The sequence below is a fragment of the Variovorax fucosicus genome (genome assembly GCF_030316825.1).
Classification (GTDB): Bacteria; Pseudomonadota; Gammaproteobacteria; order Burkholderiales; family Burkholderiaceae_C; genus Variovorax; species Variovorax fucosicus.
In genome coordinates this window covers 175,833-195,748 of sequence record NZ_JASZYU010000001.1, presented here as the reverse complement: position 1 = coordinate 195,748, position 19,916 = coordinate 175,833, and the positions used below count along the sequence as shown (strand labels likewise).

Below are 19,916 nucleotides of genomic sequence, written 5' to 3'. Positions count from 1 at the left end.
GATGCGCTCGACTGCTTCACCCGTGTGGCGATGGATCGCCTTGCTGCTGCTGTGTGCGGCCTACCTGCAGGGCGGGCTCAACAAGGCGGTGGACTTCAACGCGGCCATTGCCGAAATGAACCACTTCGGCCTGTCGCCTGCGGCGCCGCTGGCCGCGGCGGTGATCGTGCTGGAGCTCGGCGCTTCGCTGCTCATTCTCACGGGTTTCTGGCGCTGGCTCGGCGCGCTGGCGCTGGCCGGCTTCACGCTGATGGCGACCTTCGTGGCGCTGCGCTTCTGGGAGATGCCACAGCCCGAGCGCTTCATGGCCGCCAACTCCTTCTTCGAGCACCTGGGCCTGGTCGGTGGCTTCCTGCTCGTCGCGTGGCTCGATCTGAAAGACCGTGTCCATGACTGATTCGCCCCCAGGCGCGGCCGCTTCGCCGCCCGGCGCCTTCGCGCCCTTGCGCCAGCCGGTGTTCGCGGTGCTGTGGATCGCCACGGTGCTCGGCAACATCGGCAGCTTCATGCGCGACGTGGCCAGCTCCTGGCTGGTGACCGACCTGTCCGCGAGCCCCACTGCCGTGGCGCTGATCCAGACGGCGGCCACGCTGCCGATCTTCCTGCTCGCGATTCCGGCCGGTGTGCTCTCCGACATTCTCGACCGGCGGCGCTTCCTGATCTTCGTGCAGGTGATGCTCGCCGCCGTGAGCGCCACGCTGCTGGTGCTCTCGCGCACGGGCTCGCTCACAGTCGAGTACCTGATCGCGCTGACCTTCGTGGGCGGCATCGGTGCGGCGCTGATGGGGCCCACCTGGCAATCGATCGTGCCCGAGCTGGTGCCGCGCAGCGACCTCAAGAGCGCGGTGGCGCTGAATTCGCTCGGGATCAACATCGCGCGCTCCATCGGGCCGGCGGCAGGCGGGCTGATTCTCGCGAGCTTCGGCGCAGCCGTCACCTATGGCCTCGACGTGCTGAGCTATGTGTTCGTCATTGCGGCGCTGCTGTGGTGGAAGCGCCCGGCAGCCGTCGACAGCGGACTGTCCGAGAACTTTCTGGGCGCGTTCCGCGCCGGACTGCGCTACACGCGCGCCAGCGAGGAGCTGCATCGCGTGCTGCTGCGCGCGGCCGTGTTCTTCTTGTTCGCCAGCTCGGTGTGGGCGTTGCTGCCGTTGGTGGCGCGCCAGCTGCTCGGCGGCACGGCCGGCTTCTACGGCGTGTTGCTGGGCGCCGTGGGCGCCGGTGCCATCGCGGGTGCGCTGGTCATGCCACGGCTGCGCGCACGCCTGGACGCCGACGGGCTCGTGCTGCTGGCCTCGGTGATCACCGCCGCAGTGATGGCCGCGCTGGCGTTCGCGCCGCCCAACTGGCTGGCCGTGCTGCTGTTGTTGCTACTGGGTCTGGGATGGATCATTGCGCTGACCACGCTCAACGGCGTGGCGCAATCCATCCTGCCGAACTGGGTGCGCGGGCGCGGGCTCGCGGTGTACCTCACCGTCTTCAACGGTGCGATGGCGGCCGGCAGTCTCGGCTGGGGCTTGATTGCGCAGCAGATCGGCGTGCCGTACACGCTGGTGGCGGGTGCCGCCGGTCTGGTGATCGTGGCCTTGCTGTTCCACCGCGCCCGCCTGCCCACCGGCGAGTCGGACCTGCAGCCCTCGAACCATTGGCCCGAACCGCTGGTGGCCGAGCCCGTCGCGCACGACCGCGGCCCGGTGATGGTGCAGGTCGAGTACCGCATTCGCCAGGCAGACCGCCCGGCGTTTCTCGACGCGATGAAGCGGCTGTCGCTGGAGCGCCGCCGGGACGGCGCCTATGCGTGGGGCGTGACCGAGCACACCGGCGATCCCGAGCGCGTGATGGAGTGGTTCCTCGTCGAATCGTGGGCCGAGCATCTGCGCCAGCACCACCGCGTGTCGCATGCCGATGCCGACCTGCAGAACGAGGCCGTGCGCTTTCACATCGGGCCCGGCAAGCCCGCGGTGCATCACTTTCTTTCCCTCTGACTTTCTCCATCGCCTGCCAGCCAACCCAAGGAAAAAACATGGCCACCCCGAAAACCGTCAAAGCCATCAAGAACACCAAGGCCCGGCGCCAAGCGCCCCTGCACACCCCGAGCGACCTCGGTGCCGATGCCACGCGCGACATCTCCGCGGCGCTCAACGTGCTGCTGGCCGATGTGGTCGCGCTGTACTTCAAGACGAAGAACTTTCACTGGCACATGTCGGGTCCGTCGTTCCGCGACTACCACCTGCTGCTCGATGAACAGGCCGACCAGATCTTCGCGACGGTTGACCCGATCGCCGAGCGCGTGCGCAAGGTCGGCGGCACCACGCTGCGCTCGACCGGTCATGCCGCGCGTCTGCAGCGCCTGTCGGACAACGATGCCGACTTCGTGACCCCCATCGGCATGCTGGCCGAGCTGCGCGAGGACAACCAGCGCCTGGCCGGCTTCATGCGCGCCACGCACGGGGTGTGCGACGAGCACGGCGACGTGGCCACCGCCAGCGTGCTGGAGAACTGGATCGACGAGGCCGAGCAGCGCACGTGGTTCCTTTTCGAATCGGTGCGCCAGAGCTGAAAACACACACCTTTTTTTGCGTCTCTTCGCTTTCCTTTGCTTCACTCCCTCCCTGAAAGAAACATGACCACTCTCACCTTGCGCGACGGCACCGAGCTCTACTACAAGGACTGGGGTTCGGGCCAGCCCATCCTCTTCAGCCACGGGTGGCCGCTCAGCGCCGACATGTGGGATGCCCAGATGCTGTTCTTCGCGGAACGCGGCTACCGCGTGATCGCGTTCGACCGCCGCGGCTTCGGCCGCTCGAGCCAGCCGTGGACCGGCTACGACTACGACACCTTCGCCGACGACATCGCCGAGCTGATCGAAAAGCTCGACCTGAAGAACGTGACCCTCGTGGGCTTCTCGATGGGCGGCGGCGACGTGACGCGCTACATCGCGCGCAAGGGCAGCGCACGCGTGGCCAGGCTGGCACTCATCAGCGCCGTGACGCCTCTGTTCATGAAGACGGCCGACCACCCTGTGGGCCCCGATGCGTCGCTGTTCGCCGGCATCCGTGCCGGACTGGCGGCCGATCGTCCGCAGTTCCTCGACGACTTCAGCACGCTCTTCTACGGCACCAACCGCCCCGGCGCCAAGGTGTCGCAAGGCGTCTTCAAGCAGACGCTGCAGATCGCGCTGCAGGCCTCGATCAAGGCCACCCTCGACTGCGTGACCGCGTTCTCGGAAACCGACTTCCGCGCCGACATGGCCAGGATCGACGTGCCCACGCTCGTGATCCACGGCGACGACGACCAGGTCGTGCCCATCGAGGCCACCGGCAAGCTGGCGGCCGAGATGATCAAGGGCAGCCAGCTCAAGGTCTACGCAGGCGCGCCGCACGCCACATGCACCACCCACAAGGATCAGGTGAACGCCGACCTGCTCGCATTCATTCAAGGCTGATCGCATCTGCCCCGCGCGATCAGCGTCGTCGACCGGCGCAGCGCCTAGGCTAGTTCTCCACCCGTGTCTTGCGCCGCCAAACGCCGGGTGGGACGCCGGAATATCGAGAGAAAGCGCGGGTGAAGTGGCTTTGATCGGAAAAACCGCAAGCGGCTGCAACGTCTGCCAGCGACATGTCGAAATCCGCTAGAAGTGCGCGCGCATGCTCCATCCGCTGCGCGATCAACCATTGGTGCGGCGTCTGCCCGGTGGTCTCGCGGAAGGCATGAATGAAATAGCTGCGCGAAAGCCCGCACGCATCGGCGATCTCGGTGATCGAGATGCTGGCGTCGATCCTGCTGCGCAACATCTCCTTTGCGCGTGCCTCGTGCGAGCGCGACAGGATCCGGTTCGTTCGGGGTGCCGTCGTCACCGCGCCGCCATATGTTTCGACGAGATAGCTCGTCATGGCGACGCCCAGCTGGTCGACGAACAACATGCTGGCGTCTGCAGGGTGCTCGAGCGCCGGCGTCAGTGCATCGGCGAGACTGAGCAGCACATCGTCCCGGACCCCCGCCACGTGGTCGAGGCTGGCGACGCGCTGGCCCTGCTTTTCCTCGAGGGCTCGCTCGAGGTTGGCGTGCGAGATCTCGAGCAGCACGAAATCGAAGGGACGCCGGATGTCGGCGCGATAGCGTTCGGAGAAACTGCGAATGTAGATGGATCCCTTGTCGAAATCGTGGCACGCGGCATGGTGCCGGCCGACAACGCGCCGGCTGTGACCATCGCGCATCGAGATTCCAAGCAGCACGCCGCGCGCGCTGGGCTCCGTCTCCACGTGGTGGAGTTGGTGCCGATCCATGGTCTTGCGATGGATTTCGATCCCGTTCGCGCGCAGGCCTTGATCTCGTTGAAGGTGGTTGGCCATGCACCCCAGGGTGTCTTTCGGAGCGGGAGCGAGGCGCTGTGACGCAGAAGCTTGTTGGGCCGACGGGGAGATATTCTTGTTGTGTGCGACAGGGTCGCTTTGGACGTGCATGGGCGGGCGGATCGGGGACGGGAGTTGGCGAATGCCTGTTTGCGGCTTTCGCAACGATTGGCGATTGAAGTTTTGGGGCGCTTTGCTGAATATTTTGACAGCAGGTTGACGAGTTCGACATGGCTCGCGCTCACGCCGTGCGACAACCCGGAGTGAACCTTCAAGGTGGCCCCCGACCTGATCATGATGGCCTGCCGACGCGTTGGCCGCCATGCGGCTGATGTAGCGTTCGACTCGTCGCTGTCGATTCAGAACGACCAGGTCAAATTGACCTTCAACCCATGATCCTCGAGACCGTCGCCGAACTGTCCCGAAGAGGAGGCGCCGAGCGCCTGCGTGTTCGTCGGGATTCAGCCGTCGGGTTCATCCGCAACTTCCGAGATGCCCGCACTGCGTGCAGTAGTTGCAGCCGTCCTTGCGGATCATGGCGTGGGCGCCGCATTCCGGGCACTTGGCGCCCATCAGAGGGGAGGGCGCAACGGTCCGGGGCGCAACGTCCGGCGCCGGCGCCGCGCCGCTTCGCTTTGCGATCAGTTGCTGAATGGCGTACGCGATGGCGCCGACCTCGGAGTCGTGCCACATGGGCACCTGGTTGCCGTCGGCCTTCACGTGGCTGCCCAGGCGCACCGGCCCGCGATCCCAGGCCACCTTGCGCATGTCGGCGAGCGCGCGTTCGAGGAAGCCCCCGCGCGCGGCCAGCGACAGCAGCCGCATGCTCGCGGTGATCCATTGCTGCGATTCGCCGCTCTGGCCCACCGGCATGAAGAACTCGATGGCCCGTTCCCGCCCGTCGGCCAGCGGCAGGAAGGACACCACCAGATAGAGCGCCTGCCGGCCCTGCTGCGTCCAGTACTCGATCTTCTCGGCGCTCGCATTCAGGGCACCCGTCGGGCGGCTCTCGATCATCGCGCGCATCGGGTCGGCCGCGGCGTTATCGATGCGCGAGGCCGTGCCTTCCTTCGCTGCCGGCGTGGGCTCCAGCACCGACCCGAGGATGCTGTTGGGCCGGTAGGTGGCCAGTCCCTTCAGGTTGGCCGTCCAGGCCTGTTGGTAGAGCCCCTTGAAGTCCTCATAGGGGCAATCGACCGGCACGTTGACCGTCTTCGAGATGGCGGTGTCGACGAAAGGCTGCACCGCTTCCATCATGGCCAGATGGCCGGCCGCGCGCATCGACAGGGCCGAGACGAAGTAGGCAGGCAACGCTTCGGTGTCGCCACCCAGGGCGCGGTACAGGCGCCAGGCATGGTCCTCGACGTCGTACTCGGAGATGCTGCCGTCGGCTTCGCGCTTCTTGCGCCGGTAGGTCCAGGAGAACGCCGGCTCGATGCCGTTCGAGGCGTTGTCGGCGAACGCCAGGCTCACGGTGCCGGTCGGTGCGATCGACACCAGGTGGCTGTTGCGGATGCCATGCATGCGGATCTGTTCCTGCAGCGCCTGGTCGAGCCGGCTGGCGAAGGTGCCGCGCGCGAGGTAACGTTCCGCATCGAAAAGAGGGAACGCACCCTTCTCGCGCGCCAGCGCCACCGAGGCGGCGTAGGCAGCGTCGCGCAGGCTGCGTGCAATGCGCACGGCCATGGCGCGGCCCTCGGGCTGGTCATAGCGCAGGCACAGCATCGCCAGCGTGTTGCCCAGGCCCGTAAAGCCCACGCCGATGCGGCGCTTGGCCATGGCTTCGGCGCGCTGCTGCGGCAGCGGCCAGAAAGTGATGTCCAGCACGTTGTCGAGTGCCCGAACCTGCAGCGCGACGGTTTCGTTGAACCGCTCGAAATCGAACTGCGCAGCGCCGCCGATCCCGAACGGATGCTCGACGAAGCGCGGCAGGATGATCGGCCCCAGGTCGCAGCAGCCGTAGGGCGGCAACGGCTGCTCGCCGCAGGGATTCGTCGCCTCGATGTGCTCGCAGTAGCGCAGGTTGTTGTCGTTGTTGATGGTGTCAGTGAACAGGATCCCCGGCTCGGCGAAGTCGTAGGCCGAGCGCATGACCGTGTCCCAGAGTTCGCGCGCCGGCAGGCGCCGGTAGACCCAGCTGCCGTCGATGGCCTGCGTGGCGCCCCGCGCGATCAGTTCGGCCCCTGGCCTGGCGCTGTGCACCAGCGCCCATTCCTCGTCGGCCGCCAGTGCGCGCATGAACGTGTCGCCGACCGCGACGGACACGTTGAAGTTGTTCCAGCGCCCCGGGGTGCGCTTGGCGGTGATGAACTCCAGCACATCGGGGTGGTCGATGCGCAGCACGCCCATCTGCGCGCCGCGGCGCGCACCGGCGCTTTCCACGGTCGAGCAGGATCGGTCGAACACGTCGATGTAGCTGCACGGGCCCGAGGCCAGTGAAGCGGTGGCACTCACCTGCGCGCCGCGCGGCCGGATGCGGGAGAAGTCATAGCCGACCCCTCCGCCACGGCGCATGGTTTCTGCGGCCTCGCGCAGCGCCTCGTAGATGCCGGCATAGCCTGCCCCGTCCTGGCCCTGGATGCAGTCGCCGACCGGCTGTACAAAACAATTGATCAGCGTGGCATCGAGGTCGGTGCCCGCCGCACTCATGATGCGCCCGGCCCCGATGGCCCCCGCGCGCAGGTTGGCGAGAAAGCGCGCATGCCACTGCGCGCGTTCGCCTTCGGCCTCCACCGACGCCAGCGCCTGCGCGACGCGCGCAAACAGATCCTCGACCTCGTTCTCGCCGGGCTTGAGGTACTTTTCACGCAGCACGTCGCGGCTGATGGGCTGCACGGGTAATAGCAAACTCAGAGCAGCGTCTTCGCGCTTCATGTTTCGGTCTTTCTAGATGATTCGGGAGAAGCGGGCACGCTTGCGGTCTGATTGCAGATAGCGGTCAAACACCATCGCCACGGCCCGCACGAAGAACCAGCCTTTGTCGGTGACCGCGAGATCGCGGTCGGTGAGGCGCACCAGGCCGTCTGCTTCCATCTGGCCGAGCGCGGTGAGTTCGGACGCGAAGTAGTCACTGAAGTTGGTCAGATAGGCAATGTCGACCGACTCGAAGTCGACATACCCCTGGCACATGATGGCCATGATCACCGCGCGGCGCAGCACGTCGTCGCGCGACAGCGCGAGCCCGCGCACCACCGGCAGCCGCCCTTGGTTGAGATGGTCGTAGTACTCCTCCAGGGTCTTTGCGTTCTGGCTGTACGTGCCGCCAACCCTGCCGATCGCCGACACGCCCAGCGCGACGAGGTCGCAATCCGGCTGTGTGCTGTAGCCCTGGAAATTGCGATGCAGCCGGCCCTGGCGCTTGGCGACGGCGAGGCTGTCGTTCGGCAATGCGAAGTGATCCATGCCGATGTAGATGTAGCCCGCGGCGGTGAGGGCGGCGATGGAGCGCGACAGCATCTCGATCTTCGTGGCGGCGTAGGGCAGTTCGCTGGTGGCGATCCGGCGCTGCGCCTTGAATCTTTCGGGCAGGTGCGCATAGGCATAGAGGGCGATGCGATCAGGCCGCAGCTCGCAGATCTGCGCCAGGGTGCGGTCGAACGAGGCAACGCTTTGCCGCGGCAGCCCATAGATCAGGTCGACATTGATGGACTGGAACTGCAGCTTGCGCGCCGACGCGACGAGATCGAACACCTGTTGTGCCGGCTGGATGCGATGCACCGCCTGCTGGACGTCGGGGTCGAAGTCCTGAACGCCGAAGCTCAGGCGATTGAAGCCCAATCGGGCCAGGTGGGCCAGGCGGCTTGCGTCGACCGTGCGTGGATCGATCTCGATGGCGTATTCGCCGGCCGGTGCAAACGAAAAAGCCTCGCGCAGCATCCGCATCAGGTCGGTCAGGCCGTCGTCGCTCAGGAAGGTCGGCGTGCCGCCGCCGAGGTGAAGCTGGCTCACCGGCGTCTGCGCGCCCAGCTGCGCCACGTGCAGGGTGATTTCCTTCTCCAGGTAACCCAGGTACTCACGTCCCCGCGAGGCATGCCGCGTGATGATCTTGTTGCATCCGCAGTAGTAGCACAGCGATGCACAGAACGGAATGTGGACGTAGAGGGAGACGGGTGTCAGGCCGGGGCTGAGGCCCAGCTTCCGCTGATGCGCCGCGGCCATGTAGTCGGCCGGGCCGAACGCCTCGACAAAGCGGTCCGCAGTTGGATACGAGGTGTAACGGGGGCCGGGCACGTCGAAGCGGGCCAGCGCGTCGGCGAAGTCCGGAGCCTGCGGGGTTGTGGGAGGTGGGGCCAGGGCAGTGGACATCGTTTCGGGGGTGGGGTGAGCTTCTGCAGCGTAGTCCCATGGCATCCCCGGTGCTTGATCTGGATCAACCAAGTACCCGGTTCCGAACGCAGAATGCGGCAATGCAAACGGAAGAACGCGATTGACTGCCGCCGAGCTGGCCGCTGGCGTGGGCAACGACCACGTTCGTTCGACGACCAGATCCAGGCAATGGACTCTTGGCGCCAAGCTGGCGCTGGTGGCCATGCCATGCCTGCTGGCATTCCTGTGCGCCATTGCCGTGCTGGTCTACATGTCATGGCAGATCCAGGGCGGCGCCGCCGCGGTCAACGAAGCAGGGCGCATGCGCATGCAGACCTATCGGATAGTGCTGTCGGCGGGTGCGGCCGAGGCGCAGCTGCTGTCCCGGCAGGCGGCCGAGTTCGAGCGCAGTCTCCAGGTGCTGCGCAGCGGCGACGCCCAACGGCCGCTGTTCGTGCCCTGGGACGATGCCGCGCGCCAGCGCTTCGCCGTCGTCGAACACGACTGGGCCGCCCTTCGCGGCCGACTTGCCGGTTCGACGCTGCCTGGCGTGACGACGACGGGCAGCCTCGGCGATGACGCTGCGTTGGTCACGTCGGACATCGATGCATTCGTCGCCGGCATCGAAGCCCACTTGTCACGGTGGACTGCACTCATGCACCTGCTGCAGGTCGCGATGATGGGCGTGGCGCTCATCGGCGCGGCCGTGCTGATCCATACCGGGTTCCGCTTCGTCCTGGAACCGCTGAGCATGCTCAAGCGGGCGATCCAGCGCCTCCAGGATGGCGATCTCGGCGCCCGCGTCGAGCGCACCAGCACGGACGAGTTCGGAACCCTGGCAGAGGGATTCAACGACATGGCCAGGCAACTGCAGTCCATGTACCGCGATCTCGAAAGCCGGGTGCAGAAGAAGACGGCGCAGCTGGAGGAGGAGCGTGGCCGTCTGGAATGCCTCTACGAGGTCACCACGCTGGCCGCCAAGGCCGCGACGCTCGACGAACTGGCGCAGGGGTTCACGAAGAGCATTGCCCGGATCGCGCATGCCGACGGCGTTGCCCTGCGCTGGTCGGACGAGGCGAACCGCCGCTACCTGATGCTGGCCTCGCAGGGCTTGCCGCAGGCGATGTCCGATGCCGAGCATTGCCTCGAGGCCGGCGATTGCCATTGCGGCTCGCCGCTCGCGTCGCCGGGCGCGCGCGTGATTTCGATCCGCACCATGCTGCCGGCCCGGACGCGCCATTGCGCGCAGGCGGGTTTCGAGACCGTGGTGTCCATCCCGATCAGGCTGCACGAGCGGCTGATGGGCGAGGTCGATCTGTTCTTCCATGCCCGGATCACCATCTCCGAGGCCGAGCGTTCGCTGTTCGAATCGCTCACGGTCCATCTCGCGGGCGCAATGGAGAACCTGCGCCTTGATTCGCTCGGGCTGGAGGCCGCGATCTCGCAGGAGCGGGGCTTCCTCGCGCGCGAACTGCACGACTCGATCGCCCAGTCGCTCGCATTCCTGAAGATCCAGGTGCAGCTGATGCGCGACGCGGTCGCTGAAGGCGACGATCGGCAGATCCAGCACGTGCTGGGCGAGATCGACGTCGGCGTGCGCGAGAGCTATGGCGACGTGCGGGAGCTGCTGCTGCACTTTCGCACCCGGGCCAACGGCGAGGACATCGAGCCGGCACTGCTCACGACGCTGCGGAAGTTCGAGCACCAGAGCGGCGTGAAGGCGAGCCTGCAGATGCTCGGCCAGGGCATGCCCATGCTCCCGGACACGCAGATCCAGGTGCTGCACATCGTGCAGGAGGCGCTGTCGAACGTCCGCAAGCACGCGCGTGCCAGCCAGGTGTGGCTGGACGTGCAGCAGGCGCCGCAGTGGCGGCTCGAGGTGCGCGACGATGGCCTCGGGTTTGCCGACGGCAACGGCGTTCCCGACGAAACCCACGTGGGCCTGCGCATCATGGCGGAGCGCGCCGAACGCCTGGGTGCGCAGCTCGACGTGCTGTCCACGCCCGGCCGAGGCACCTCCGTCGTCCTGACCCTGCCGATGACCTCCGGCACCGGTGGCGCGTTGGCGGCGCCGCAATACCAGGCCGCCTGAATGCCCATGACCCTTCGGCCCTCGGCCATCCGCATCATGGTGGTCGACGACCACACGCTGTTCCGGCGCGGCCTCACGGCGCTGCTGCAGCGCGATCCGGAGTTCGAGGTCGTCGGCGATGCCGGCGACGCGGGCGAGGCGCAGCGCCGTGCGCAGGAGCTGAAGCCCGACGTGATCCTGCTCGACAACCACCTGCCGGGCGTCACGGGCGTCGACGCCTTGCCGGCACTGCGCGAAGCCGCGCCCGCGGCACGGGTGCTGATGCTGACGGTGAGCGAAGACGAACGCGACCTCGCGGGCGCGCTGCGCGCCGGCGCCAGCGGCTACCTGCTCAAGACCATCGAGGGCCATGCGCTGGCCGCGGCGATCCGTCGTGCCATGCGTGGCGAGTGCATCGTGGCCGAAGAAATGACGGGCAAGCTGGTCGCGGCCTACCGCGGTGCGGCCGCGCCGCGGCCCGCCCCGCTGGTCGAACCCGCGGCGCCGGCATCGCCGCTGCAGACGCTGTCGCCGCGCGAGCAGGACATCCTGCGCGGCGTCGCGCATGGGCAGGGCAACAAGGAGATCGCTCGCTCGCTTGGCATTGCCGAAACCACGGTGAAGATCCATGTGCAGCACATCCTGCGCAAGCTCGACGTGAGCTCGCGCGTGCAAGCCGCTGTTATCGCAGTGGAGCACGGCCTGGGTTGATCCAGCGCAAACACGCGCTGTTCTCCTACGCTGCTAGTTCTTCATGAGGATGCCGGCATCCGGCCGCATCGTTCTTGTGCCGCCCCGCGGCCCTCCCACTGAAGGATGCCGCAAAGTGTCGGCAATTCCTAAAGTCGGTTCATGAGCAACGAGCGGACTTCGTGATGAGCAAGAAGAGCCAGGCATTGGCGGTGCTGATGGTCAGCACCCTGGCATTCACGGTGTGCTTCATGGTGTGGATGATGTTCGGCGTGATCGGCATCCCGATCAAGAAGACGCTGGGCCTCAATGCCACCGAGTTCGGCCTGCTCACCGCCATGCCGGTGCTGACCGGCTCGCTGATCCGCGTGCCCCTGGGCATCTGGACCGACAAGTACGGTGGCCGCATCGTGATGGCGCTGCTGATGGCGCTCACCGTGCCCGCCATCTGGCTGATGAGCTACGCCACGGCGTACTGGCACTTCCTGGTCATCGGCCTGTTCGTCGGCCTGGCCGGCGGTTCGTTCTCGGTCGGCACACCCTACGTGGCGCGCTGGTTTCCCAAGAACCGCCAGGGTTTCGCAATGGGTGTCTACGGTGCCGGCAACTCCGGCGCGGCGGTCAACAAGTTCATCGCGCCGGCGCTCGTCGTGGCCTTCGGCTGGGCCATGGTGCCGCAGGTATACGCCGCCGTCATGCTCGGTACCTTGCTGCTGTTCTGGATGTTCAGCGCGAGCGATCCAGCCCATCTCGTGCCGAGCCACACCCGCTTTTCCGACCAGCTGCGGGCCCTGAAGGATCCGAAGGTCATCAAGTACTGCCAGTACTACAGCATCGTGTTCGGCGGCTACGTGGCCCTGAGCCTGTGGATGGTGCAGTACTACATCGGCGAGTTCGGCCTCGACATCCGCACCGCGGCGCTCCTTGCCGCGTGCTTCTCGCTGCCGGGCGGCGTGCTGCGCGCCGTGGGCGGCTGGCTGAGCGACAAGTACGGCGCGCATTCGGTCACCTGGTGGGTGATGTGGGTCAGCTGGATCTGCCTGTTCCTTTTGAGCTATCCGCAGACCGACTTCACCATCGCCACCATCAGCGGCCCGAAGACCTTTCACCTCGGCCTGAACATCTACGCCTTCACCGGTCTGATGTTCCTGCTCGGCATCGCCTTCGCATTCGGCAAGGCCTCGGTGTTCAAGTACATCGCCGACGACTACCCCGAAAACATCGGAACCATCAGCGGCATCGTCGGCCTGGCCGGCGGGCTGGGCGGCTTCGTGCTGCCGATCATGTTCGGCGTGCTGGTGGATCTCACCGGCATCCGTTCCAGCGCCTTCATGCTGATGTACGGCGTGGTCTGGGTGTCGTTGATCTGGATGTACTGGACCGAGGTGCGCAGCACCGAGGTCATGGGCCAACGCGCCCACGCCTTCAGCCTCGACGGCCGAACCACTCCCCCTACGTTGCAGGAATCCTCATGAACCCGACCATCGTCAGCACCGGCCCGTCGCGGCCGGCGAGCGGCGCCGACATCGCCGACTGGCGCCCCGAAGACGACGCCTTCTGGACGTCCACCGGCCGGCGCGTTGCCTACCGCAACCTGTGGATCTCGGTGCCCAGCCTGCTGTGCGGTTTCGCGATCTGGGGCATGTGGGGAATCATCACGGTGCAGATGCTGAACCTGGGCTTTCCGTTCAGCCAGGCCGAGCTGTTCTCGCTCACCGCGATCTCGGGCCTGGCCGGCGCCACCATGCGCATCCCGGCCTCGTTCCTGATCCGCCTTGCGGGCGGCCGCAACACCATCTTCCTGACCACCGCGATGCTGCTGGCCCCGGCCATCGGCACCGGCATCGTGCTGCAGCACAAGGACTGGCCCCTGTGGGCGTTCCAGCTCATGGCGCTGTGGTCGGGCGTGGGCGGCGGCAACTTCGCGAGCTCGATGTCCAACATCAGCACCTTCTTTCCCAAGCGGCTGCAAGGAACGGCATTGGGCCTGAATGCCGGCCTTGGCAATTTCGGGGTGACGAGCATGCAGATCGTCATTCCGCTGGTCATGACGGTCGGGATGTTCGGTGCGCTCGGCGGCGAACCCATGACACTCGTCAAGGACAGCGGCTGGATCTTCGGGAAGATCGCGGCTGGCACGCCCACCTGGATCCAGAACGCGGGCTTCGCCTGGCTGCTGTCGCTGGTGCCGCTGGCGGCCCTGTGCTGGTTCGGCATGAACAACCTGAAGACCGTCTCGCCGAACACGGGCGGCTCGATCGTCGCCTTCCTGAAGATCATCTGGCTCTACACCCTGTCGTTCGTGCCGGCCGGCCTCGGCCTGTACCTGTACCTGCCGGCGCCCACCGGCCTCGGGGTGCTGAACATGTGGGTCGCGATGCCGCTGATCATCGTCAGCACGCTGCTGGTGCTCAAGCTCACCGCCTTCGGCCCGATGAAGGAGAGCATTGCCAAGCAGTTCGAGATCTTCCGCAACCGGCACACCTGGGCACTGACGGTGCTCTACATCGTGACCTTCGGCTCGTTCATCGGGTTCTCGATGGCGCTGCCGCTGGCCATCACGGTGATCTTCGGCGTCAGCCACGTGCCCGATGCGTCCGGCGTGATGCAGCACGTGCTGAAGAACCCCAATGCGCCTTCGGCCCTCACCTACGCCTGGATCGGGCCCTTCGTCGGCGCCGCGGTGCGGCCGATCGGAGGCTGGATCGCCGACAAGATCGGCGGCTCGATCGTCACCCAGATCATCTCGGCGGTGATGGTGCTCGCCTCGACGGCGGTGGGCTACGTGATGCTGCTGGCCTACCAGTCGGCCGCGCCGGAGCAGTACTTCCTGATCTTCATGGTGCTGTTCGTGGTGCTGTTCACCGCCAGCGGCATCGGCAACGGCTCGACCTTCCGCACCATCGGCGTGATCTTCGACCGCCAGCAGGCCGGCCCCGTGCTGGGCTGGACCTCTGCAGTGGCGGCCTACGGCGCCTTCATTGCACCGGTGGTGATCGGTGCCCAGATCAAGGCCGCCACGCCCGAACTCGCCATGTACGGCTTCGCCGTGTTCTACGCCCTGTGTCTCGTTCTCAACTGGTGGTTCTACCTGCGCACCAATGCGTACGTGAAGAACCCCTGAGCCCCGAATTTTCCGGAGACCCTCCAATGAGCCATTTTCTCGACCGCCTCAGCTATTTCAGCCAGCCCAGGGAAGCCTTCTCCGGCGACCATGGCGTCACCACCGGCGAAGACCGCACCTGGGAAGATGCCTACCGCAACCGCTGGGCGCACGACAAGATCGTGCGCTCGACCCATGGCGTGAACTGCACCGGCTCCTGCTCGTGGAAGATCTACGTCAAGGGCGGCATCGTCACCTGGGAAACCCAGCAGACCGACTACCCGCGCACGCGCTGGGACATGCCCAACCACGAGCCGCGCGGCTGTGCGCGCGGCGCCAGCTACAGCTGGTACCTGTACAGCGCGAACCGCGTCAAGTACCCGATGGTGCGCGGCAGGCTCCTGAAGAGCTGGCGCGAAGCGCGCATCGCGCACGACCCGGTCGGCGCATGGGCTTCGATCGTCGAAGACGATGCCAGGCGCCGCGACTACCAGCAGGTGCGCGGCCTCGGCGGCTTCGTGCGCTCGACCTGGGACGAGGTCAACGAGATCGTCGCCGCAGCCAACGTCTACACGATCAAGAAGCACGGCCCCGACCGGATCATCGGCTTCTCGCCGATCCCGGCCATGTCGATGGTCAGCTACGCCGCGGGCTCGCGCTACCTGAGCCTGATCGGCGGCGTCTGCATGAGCTTCTACGACTGGTACTGCGACCTGCCGCCGGCAAGCCCGCAGGTCTGGGGCGAGCAGACCGACGTGCCGGAGTCGGCCGACTGGTACAACTCGAGCTTCATCATCGCGTGGGGTTCCAACGTGCCGCAGACGCGCACGCCGGACGCGCACTTCTTCACCGAGGTGCGCTACAAGGGCGCGAAGACGGTGGCGGTGACGCCGGACTATTCCGAGGTCGCCAAGCTGGCGGACATCTGGATGCATCCGAAGCAGGGCACCGACGCGGCGGTGGCGATGGCCATGGGCCATGTGATCCTGAAGGAGTTCTACTTTCCCGACGGCGGGCGCGAGCGCAGCGCCTACTTCGACGACTACGTACGCCGCTACACCGACATGCCGATGCTGGTGATGCTCAAGGAGCACACGCTGCCTGACGGCGAAGTCGTCATGGTGCCCGACCGCTATGTGCGCGCGTCGGACTTCAACGGAAAGCTCGGCCAGGCCAACAATCCGGAGTGGAAGACGGTCGCGTTCGACGACCAGGGCAAGGTGGTGCTGCCGCACGGCGCGATCGGCTTCCGCTGGGGGGCTGATGGCCGCGCCGACGAAGGGCAGTGGAACCTCGAAGCCAGGGAGGCGCGCCACGGCGCCGAGGTGAAGCTGCGGCTGTCGGTGCTCGAAGGCGACGAGCCGGCCACCGAGACGGCACGGGTCGGCTTCCCCTATTTCGGCGGCATCGTCAGCGAGCATTTCCCCAACAACGAGCAGACCGACGTGCTGGTGCGCACCGTGCCGGTCAGGCGCATCGCGCTCGGCAAGGCAGGCGACCAGCGCGACGCGCTCGTGGCGACCGTGTTCGACCTGCAGGTGGCGAACTACGGCGTGGCGCGCGGCCTCCGCGGCGAGATGGCGGCCAGCAGCTTCGATGACGACACGCCTTACACGCCGGCCTGGCAGGAGCGCATCACAGGCACGCCGCGCGCGCAGCTGATCACGGTGGCACGCCAGTTCGCCGAGAACGCGCACAAGACGCAGGGCAAGTCGATGGTGATCATCGGCGCGGCGATGAACCACTGGTATCACAGCGACATGAACTACCGCGGTGTCATCAACATGCTGATGATGTGCGGCTGCATCGGCAAGAGCGGCGGCGGCTGGGCGCACTACGTGGGCCAGGAAAAGCTGCGCCCGCAGACCGGTTGGACCGCGCTGGCCTTCGCGCTCGACTGGATCCGCCCGCCGCGCCAGATGAACAGCACCAGCTTCTTCTATGCCCACACCGACCAGTGGCGCTACGAGAAGCTGGGCATGGAGGAAGTGCTTTCGCCGCTGGCCGACAAGAAGGCCTACGCGGGCAGCATGATCGACTACAACGTGCGCGCCGAGCGCATGGGCTGGCTGCCGAGCGCGCCGCAGCTGCAGACCAATCCGCTGCAGGTGGTGCGCGATGCGCAGGCCGCCGGTGTCGATCCGAAGGACTACGCGGTGGAGGCGCTGAAGGACGGCTCGCTGAAGATGAGCTGCACCGACCCCGACCACCCGGACAACTGGCCCCGCAACATGTTCGTGTGGCGCTCCAACATCCTGGGCTCCAGCGGCAAGGGCCATGAATACTTCCTCAAGCACCTGCTGGGCACCAGCAACGGCGTGCAGGGCAAGGATCTCGGTGCCGAGGAAGCCAAGCCCGAAGAGGTCGTGTGGCACGACAAGGCGCCCGAAGGCAAGCTCGACCTGCTGGTGACGCTCGACTTCCGCATGAGCACCACCTGCCTCTACAGCGATATCGTGCTGCCGACCGCCACCTGGTACGAGAAGAACGACCTCAACACCAGCGACATGCATCCCTTCATCCACCCGCTCTCCACGGCGGTGGATCCGGCCTGGCAATCGCGCAGCGACTGGGACATCTACAAGGGCTTTGCGAAGAAATTCAGCGAGGTCTGCGTCGGCCATCTCGGTGTCGAACGCGAACTGGTGCTGACCCCGCTGATGCATGACACACCCTCCGAACTGGCCCAGCCCTTCGAGGTGCGGGACTGGAAGCGCGGCGAGTGCGAGCTGGTGCCGGGCAAGACCGCGCCCAACCTGCAGGTGGTCGAGCGCGACTACCCCAATGTCTACAAGCGCTTCACGGCGCTGGGGCCGCTGCTTGGAAAGTCCGGCAACGGCGGCAAGGGCATCAGCTGGAACACGCAGACCGAGGTGAAGCAGCTCGGCGAACTCTCCGGCTTCGTCACCGAGCCCGGCGTGACCTGCGGCATGCCGAAGATCGAGACCGACATCGACGCCGCCGAGGTGGTGCTGATGCTGGCGCCCGAAACCAACGGCCACGTGGCGGTGAAGGCCTGGGAGGCCCTGGGCAAGCAGACCGGCCGCGACCACACGCACCTGGCAATCCACCGCGAGGACGAGAAGATCCGCTTTCGCGACATCCAGGCGCAGCCGCGCAAGATCATCAGCTCACCGACCTGGAGCGGCATCGAGAGCGAGACCGTCTCGTACAACGCCGGCTACACCAACGTGCACGAGCTGATTCCATGGCGCACGCTGACCGGGCGGCAGCAGTTCTACCTGGACCATCAGTGGATGATCGCGTTCGGCGAGGGCTTCGCCAGCTACCGCCCGCCGGTGGATCTGAAGACCACCGCGGGGATCCAGGGCATCAAGCCGAACGGCAACCCCGAGATCGCGCTGAACTTCATCACGCCGCACCAGAAGTGGGGCATCCACTCGACCTACACCGACAACCTGCTGATGCTCACGCTCAGCCGCGGCGGGCCCTGCGTGTGGATCAGCGAGGACGATGCGAAGCGAGTCGGCATCATCGACAACGACTGGATCGAGCTGTTCAACCTGAACGGCGCCATCGCGGCGCGTGCGGTGGTGAGCCAGCGCGTCAAGCCGGGCATGGTGATGATGTACCACGCACAGGAAAAGATCGTGAACACGCCGGGCTCCGAGATCACCGGCGCGCGCGGCGGCATCCACAACTCCGTGACCCGGATCGTGCTCAAGCCCACCCACATGATCGGCGGCTACGCGCAGTTCAGCTACGGCTTCAACTACTACGGAACCGTCGGCACCAACCGCGACGAGTTCGTGGTGGTGCGCAAGATGAACAAGATCGACTGGCTCGATACGCCGGTCGCCGATGAACTGATCCGCCCCGTGCAGGCCGAAGGAGAAGTCGCATGAAGATCCGCGCCCAAATCGCCATGGTGCTCAACCTGGACAAGTGCATCGGCTGCCACACCTGCTCCGTCACCTGCAAGAACGTCTGGACCAGCCGCCCTGGCATGGAGTACGCCTGGTTCAACAACGTCGAGACCAAGCCCGGCATCGGCTACCCGAAGGAGTGGGAGAACCAGGACAAGTGGAACGGCGGCTGGGTGCGCAAGGCCAACGGCACGATCGAGCCGCGCCAGGGCGCGAAGTGGAAACTGCTGATGCGCATCTTCGCCAACCCGAGCCTGCCCGAGATCGACGACTACTACGAGCCCTTCACCTTCGACTACGGGCATCTGCAGTCGGCGCCGGAGATGAAGGCAACCCCCACGGCCCGTCCGCGCAGCCTGATCACCGGCAAGCAGATGGACAAGATCGTGTGGGGCCCGAACTGGGAGGAAATCCTCGGCGGCGAGTTCTCGGGCCGCAGCAAGGACAAGAACCTGGACGGGTTCGAGAAGATGCAGAAGGACATGCTCGGCCAGTTCGAGAACACCTTCATGATGTACCTGCCGCGGCTGTGCGAACACTGTCTTAACCCGGCGTGCGTCGCGTCGTGCCCGTCGGGCTCGATCTACAAGCGCGAGGAAGACGGCATCGTGCTGATCGACCAGGACAAGTGCCGTGGCTGGCGCATGTGCGTGAGCGGCTGCCCCTACAAGAAGATCTACTACAACTGGAAGAGCGGCAAGGCCGAGAAGTGCATCTTCTGCTACCCGCGTATCGAGGCCGGGCAGCCGACCGTGTGCAGCGAAACCTGCGTCGGCCGCATCCGCTACCTCGGCGTGCTGCTGTACGACGCAGACCGCATCCAGGAGGCCGCGAGCGTCGAACACGACCGCGACCTGTACCAGGCGCAGCTCGACATCTTCTGCGACCCGTTCGATGCGAAGGTGATCGCGCAGGCGCGCCTCGACGGCATCCCCGACAAGTGGATGGAAGCGGCGCGCAACAGCCCGGTCTACAAGATGGCGGTGCAGTGGAAGGTGGCGTTGCCGCTGCACCCTGAATACCGCACGCTGCCGATGGTCTGGTACGTGCCGCCGCTCTCGCCGATCAGCGCCGCGGCCAATGCGGGGCATGTGGGCAGCAACGGCGAGATCCCCGACGTCAACCAGCTTCGCATTCCGGTCAAGTACCTGGCCAACCTGCTGACCGCCGGCGACACCGTGCCCATCGTGAAGGCGCTTGAGCGCATGCTGGCCATGCGTGCCTACCAGCGTGAGAAGCATGTCGACGGGCGCATCAACCATGCCGTGCTCGCGCAGGTCGGCCTGACCCAGGCGGAGGTCGAGGAGATGTACCAGGTGATGGCAATCGCCAACTACGAAGACCGCTTCGTGATCCCGACGACGCACCGCGAGTACGCGGAGAACACCTTCAACGTGCGCGGCGGCTGCGGCTTCACGTTCGGCAATGGATGCTCGGAGGGCACCAGCGACGTCAGCCTGTTCGGCAGCGAGAAGAAGCGCACGATTCCCATCCGGGCGGAGGTCTGA

Annotated in this window: 13 protein-coding genes; 10 read left to right on the top strand and 3 right to left on the bottom strand. The window is 66.2% G+C overall.

What is annotated here, in order from left to right:
• The first annotated feature begins 1 nt into the window (after nt 1).
• The 4 genes from QTI05_RS00960 (at nt 2) to QTI05_RS00945 (ending at nt 3,445) form a co-directional block, all read left to right on the top strand.
• Nucleotides 2–397, top strand: a complete 396-nt coding sequence (locus QTI05_RS00960; protein WP_286623322.1) for a DoxX family protein — start codon at nt 2–4, stop codon at nt 395–397.
• Nucleotides 390–1,985 carry an MFS transporter gene (locus QTI05_RS00955; protein ID WP_286622581.1) on the top strand — a complete coding sequence of 532 codons (1,596 nt, stop codon included), beginning with the start codon at nt 390–392 and terminating at the stop codon, nt 1,983–1,985. Before QTI05_RS00960 ends, QTI05_RS00955 begins: the two co-directional genes overlap by 8 nt.
• 38 nt (nt 1,986–2,023) lie before the next feature.
• A complete protein-coding gene (locus QTI05_RS00950; RefSeq protein ID WP_286622580.1) occupies nt 2,024–2,560 on the top strand; it encodes a Dps family protein in 537 nt (178 codons plus the stop codon).
• 63 nt (nt 2,561–2,623) lie between these two features.
• Nucleotides 2,624–3,445 (top strand): alpha/beta fold hydrolase, encoded by an 822-nt coding sequence (locus QTI05_RS00945; RefSeq protein WP_286622579.1) that lies wholly within the window; start codon nt 2,624–2,626, stop codon nt 3,443–3,445.
• A 49-nt stretch (nt 3,446–3,494) separates the two neighbouring features.
• Here QTI05_RS00945 and QTI05_RS00940 read toward each other — a convergent pair whose 3' ends face one another.
• From QTI05_RS00940 to hemN, 3 genes are all read right to left on the bottom strand, one after another.
• Nucleotides 3,495–4,352 (bottom strand): helix-turn-helix transcriptional regulator, encoded by an 858-nt coding sequence (locus tag QTI05_RS00940; RefSeq protein ID WP_286622578.1) that lies wholly within the window; start codon nt 4,350–4,352, stop codon nt 3,495–3,497.
• Between the two features lie 474 nt (nt 4,353–4,826).
• On the bottom strand, nt 4,827–7,226 hold the full coding sequence (locus QTI05_RS00935) for an adenosylcobalamin-dependent ribonucleoside-diphosphate reductase (protein WP_286622577.1): 2,400 nt from the start codon (nt 7,224–7,226) through the stop codon (nt 4,827–4,829).
• Nucleotides 7,227–7,238: 12 nt separating this feature from the next.
• Nucleotides 7,239–8,657 carry an oxygen-independent coproporphyrinogen III oxidase gene (hemN, locus tag QTI05_RS00930; protein ID WP_286622576.1) on the bottom strand — a complete coding sequence of 473 codons (1,419 nt, stop codon included), beginning with the start codon at nt 8,655–8,657 and terminating at the stop codon, nt 7,239–7,241.
• Between the two features lie 121 nt (nt 8,658–8,778).
• Between hemN and QTI05_RS00925 the strand changes: the two genes are divergently transcribed.
• The 6 genes from QTI05_RS00925 to narH all read left to right on the top strand — a co-directional run bounded on the left by QTI05_RS00925 (nt 8,779) and on the right by narH (nt 19,916).
• Nucleotides 8,779–10,749: a type IV pili methyl-accepting chemotaxis transducer N-terminal domain-containing protein gene (locus QTI05_RS00925; protein WP_286622575.1), complete on the top strand. Its 1,971-nt coding sequence runs from the start codon at nt 8,779–8,781 to the stop codon at nt 10,747–10,749.
• A 6-nt stretch (nt 10,750–10,755) separates the two neighbouring features.
• Entirely contained in the window at nt 10,756–11,439 is a 684-nt protein-coding gene (locus QTI05_RS00920; RefSeq protein ID WP_286623321.1) for a response regulator, read from the top strand.
• Between the two features lie 164 nt (nt 11,440–11,603).
• Nucleotides 11,604–12,893: an MFS transporter gene (locus QTI05_RS00915; protein WP_286622574.1), complete on the top strand. Its 1,290-nt coding sequence runs from the start codon at nt 11,604–11,606 to the stop codon at nt 12,891–12,893.
• Entirely contained in the window at nt 12,890–14,542 is a 1,653-nt protein-coding gene (locus QTI05_RS00910; protein ID WP_286622573.1) for an MFS transporter, read from the top strand. The genes QTI05_RS00915 and QTI05_RS00910 overlap by 4 nt, the downstream gene beginning before the upstream one ends.
• Nucleotides 14,543–14,568: 26 nt before the next feature.
• Nucleotides 14,569–18,387, top strand: coding sequence for a nitrate reductase subunit alpha (locus QTI05_RS00905; protein WP_286622572.1), 3,819 nt, complete (start codon nt 14,569–14,571; stop codon nt 18,385–18,387).
• On the top strand, nt 18,384–19,916 hold the full coding sequence (narH, locus tag QTI05_RS00900) for a nitrate reductase subunit beta (RefSeq protein ID WP_286622571.1): 1,533 nt from the start codon (nt 18,384–18,386) through the stop codon (nt 19,914–19,916). The genes QTI05_RS00905 and narH overlap by 4 nt, the downstream gene beginning before the upstream one ends.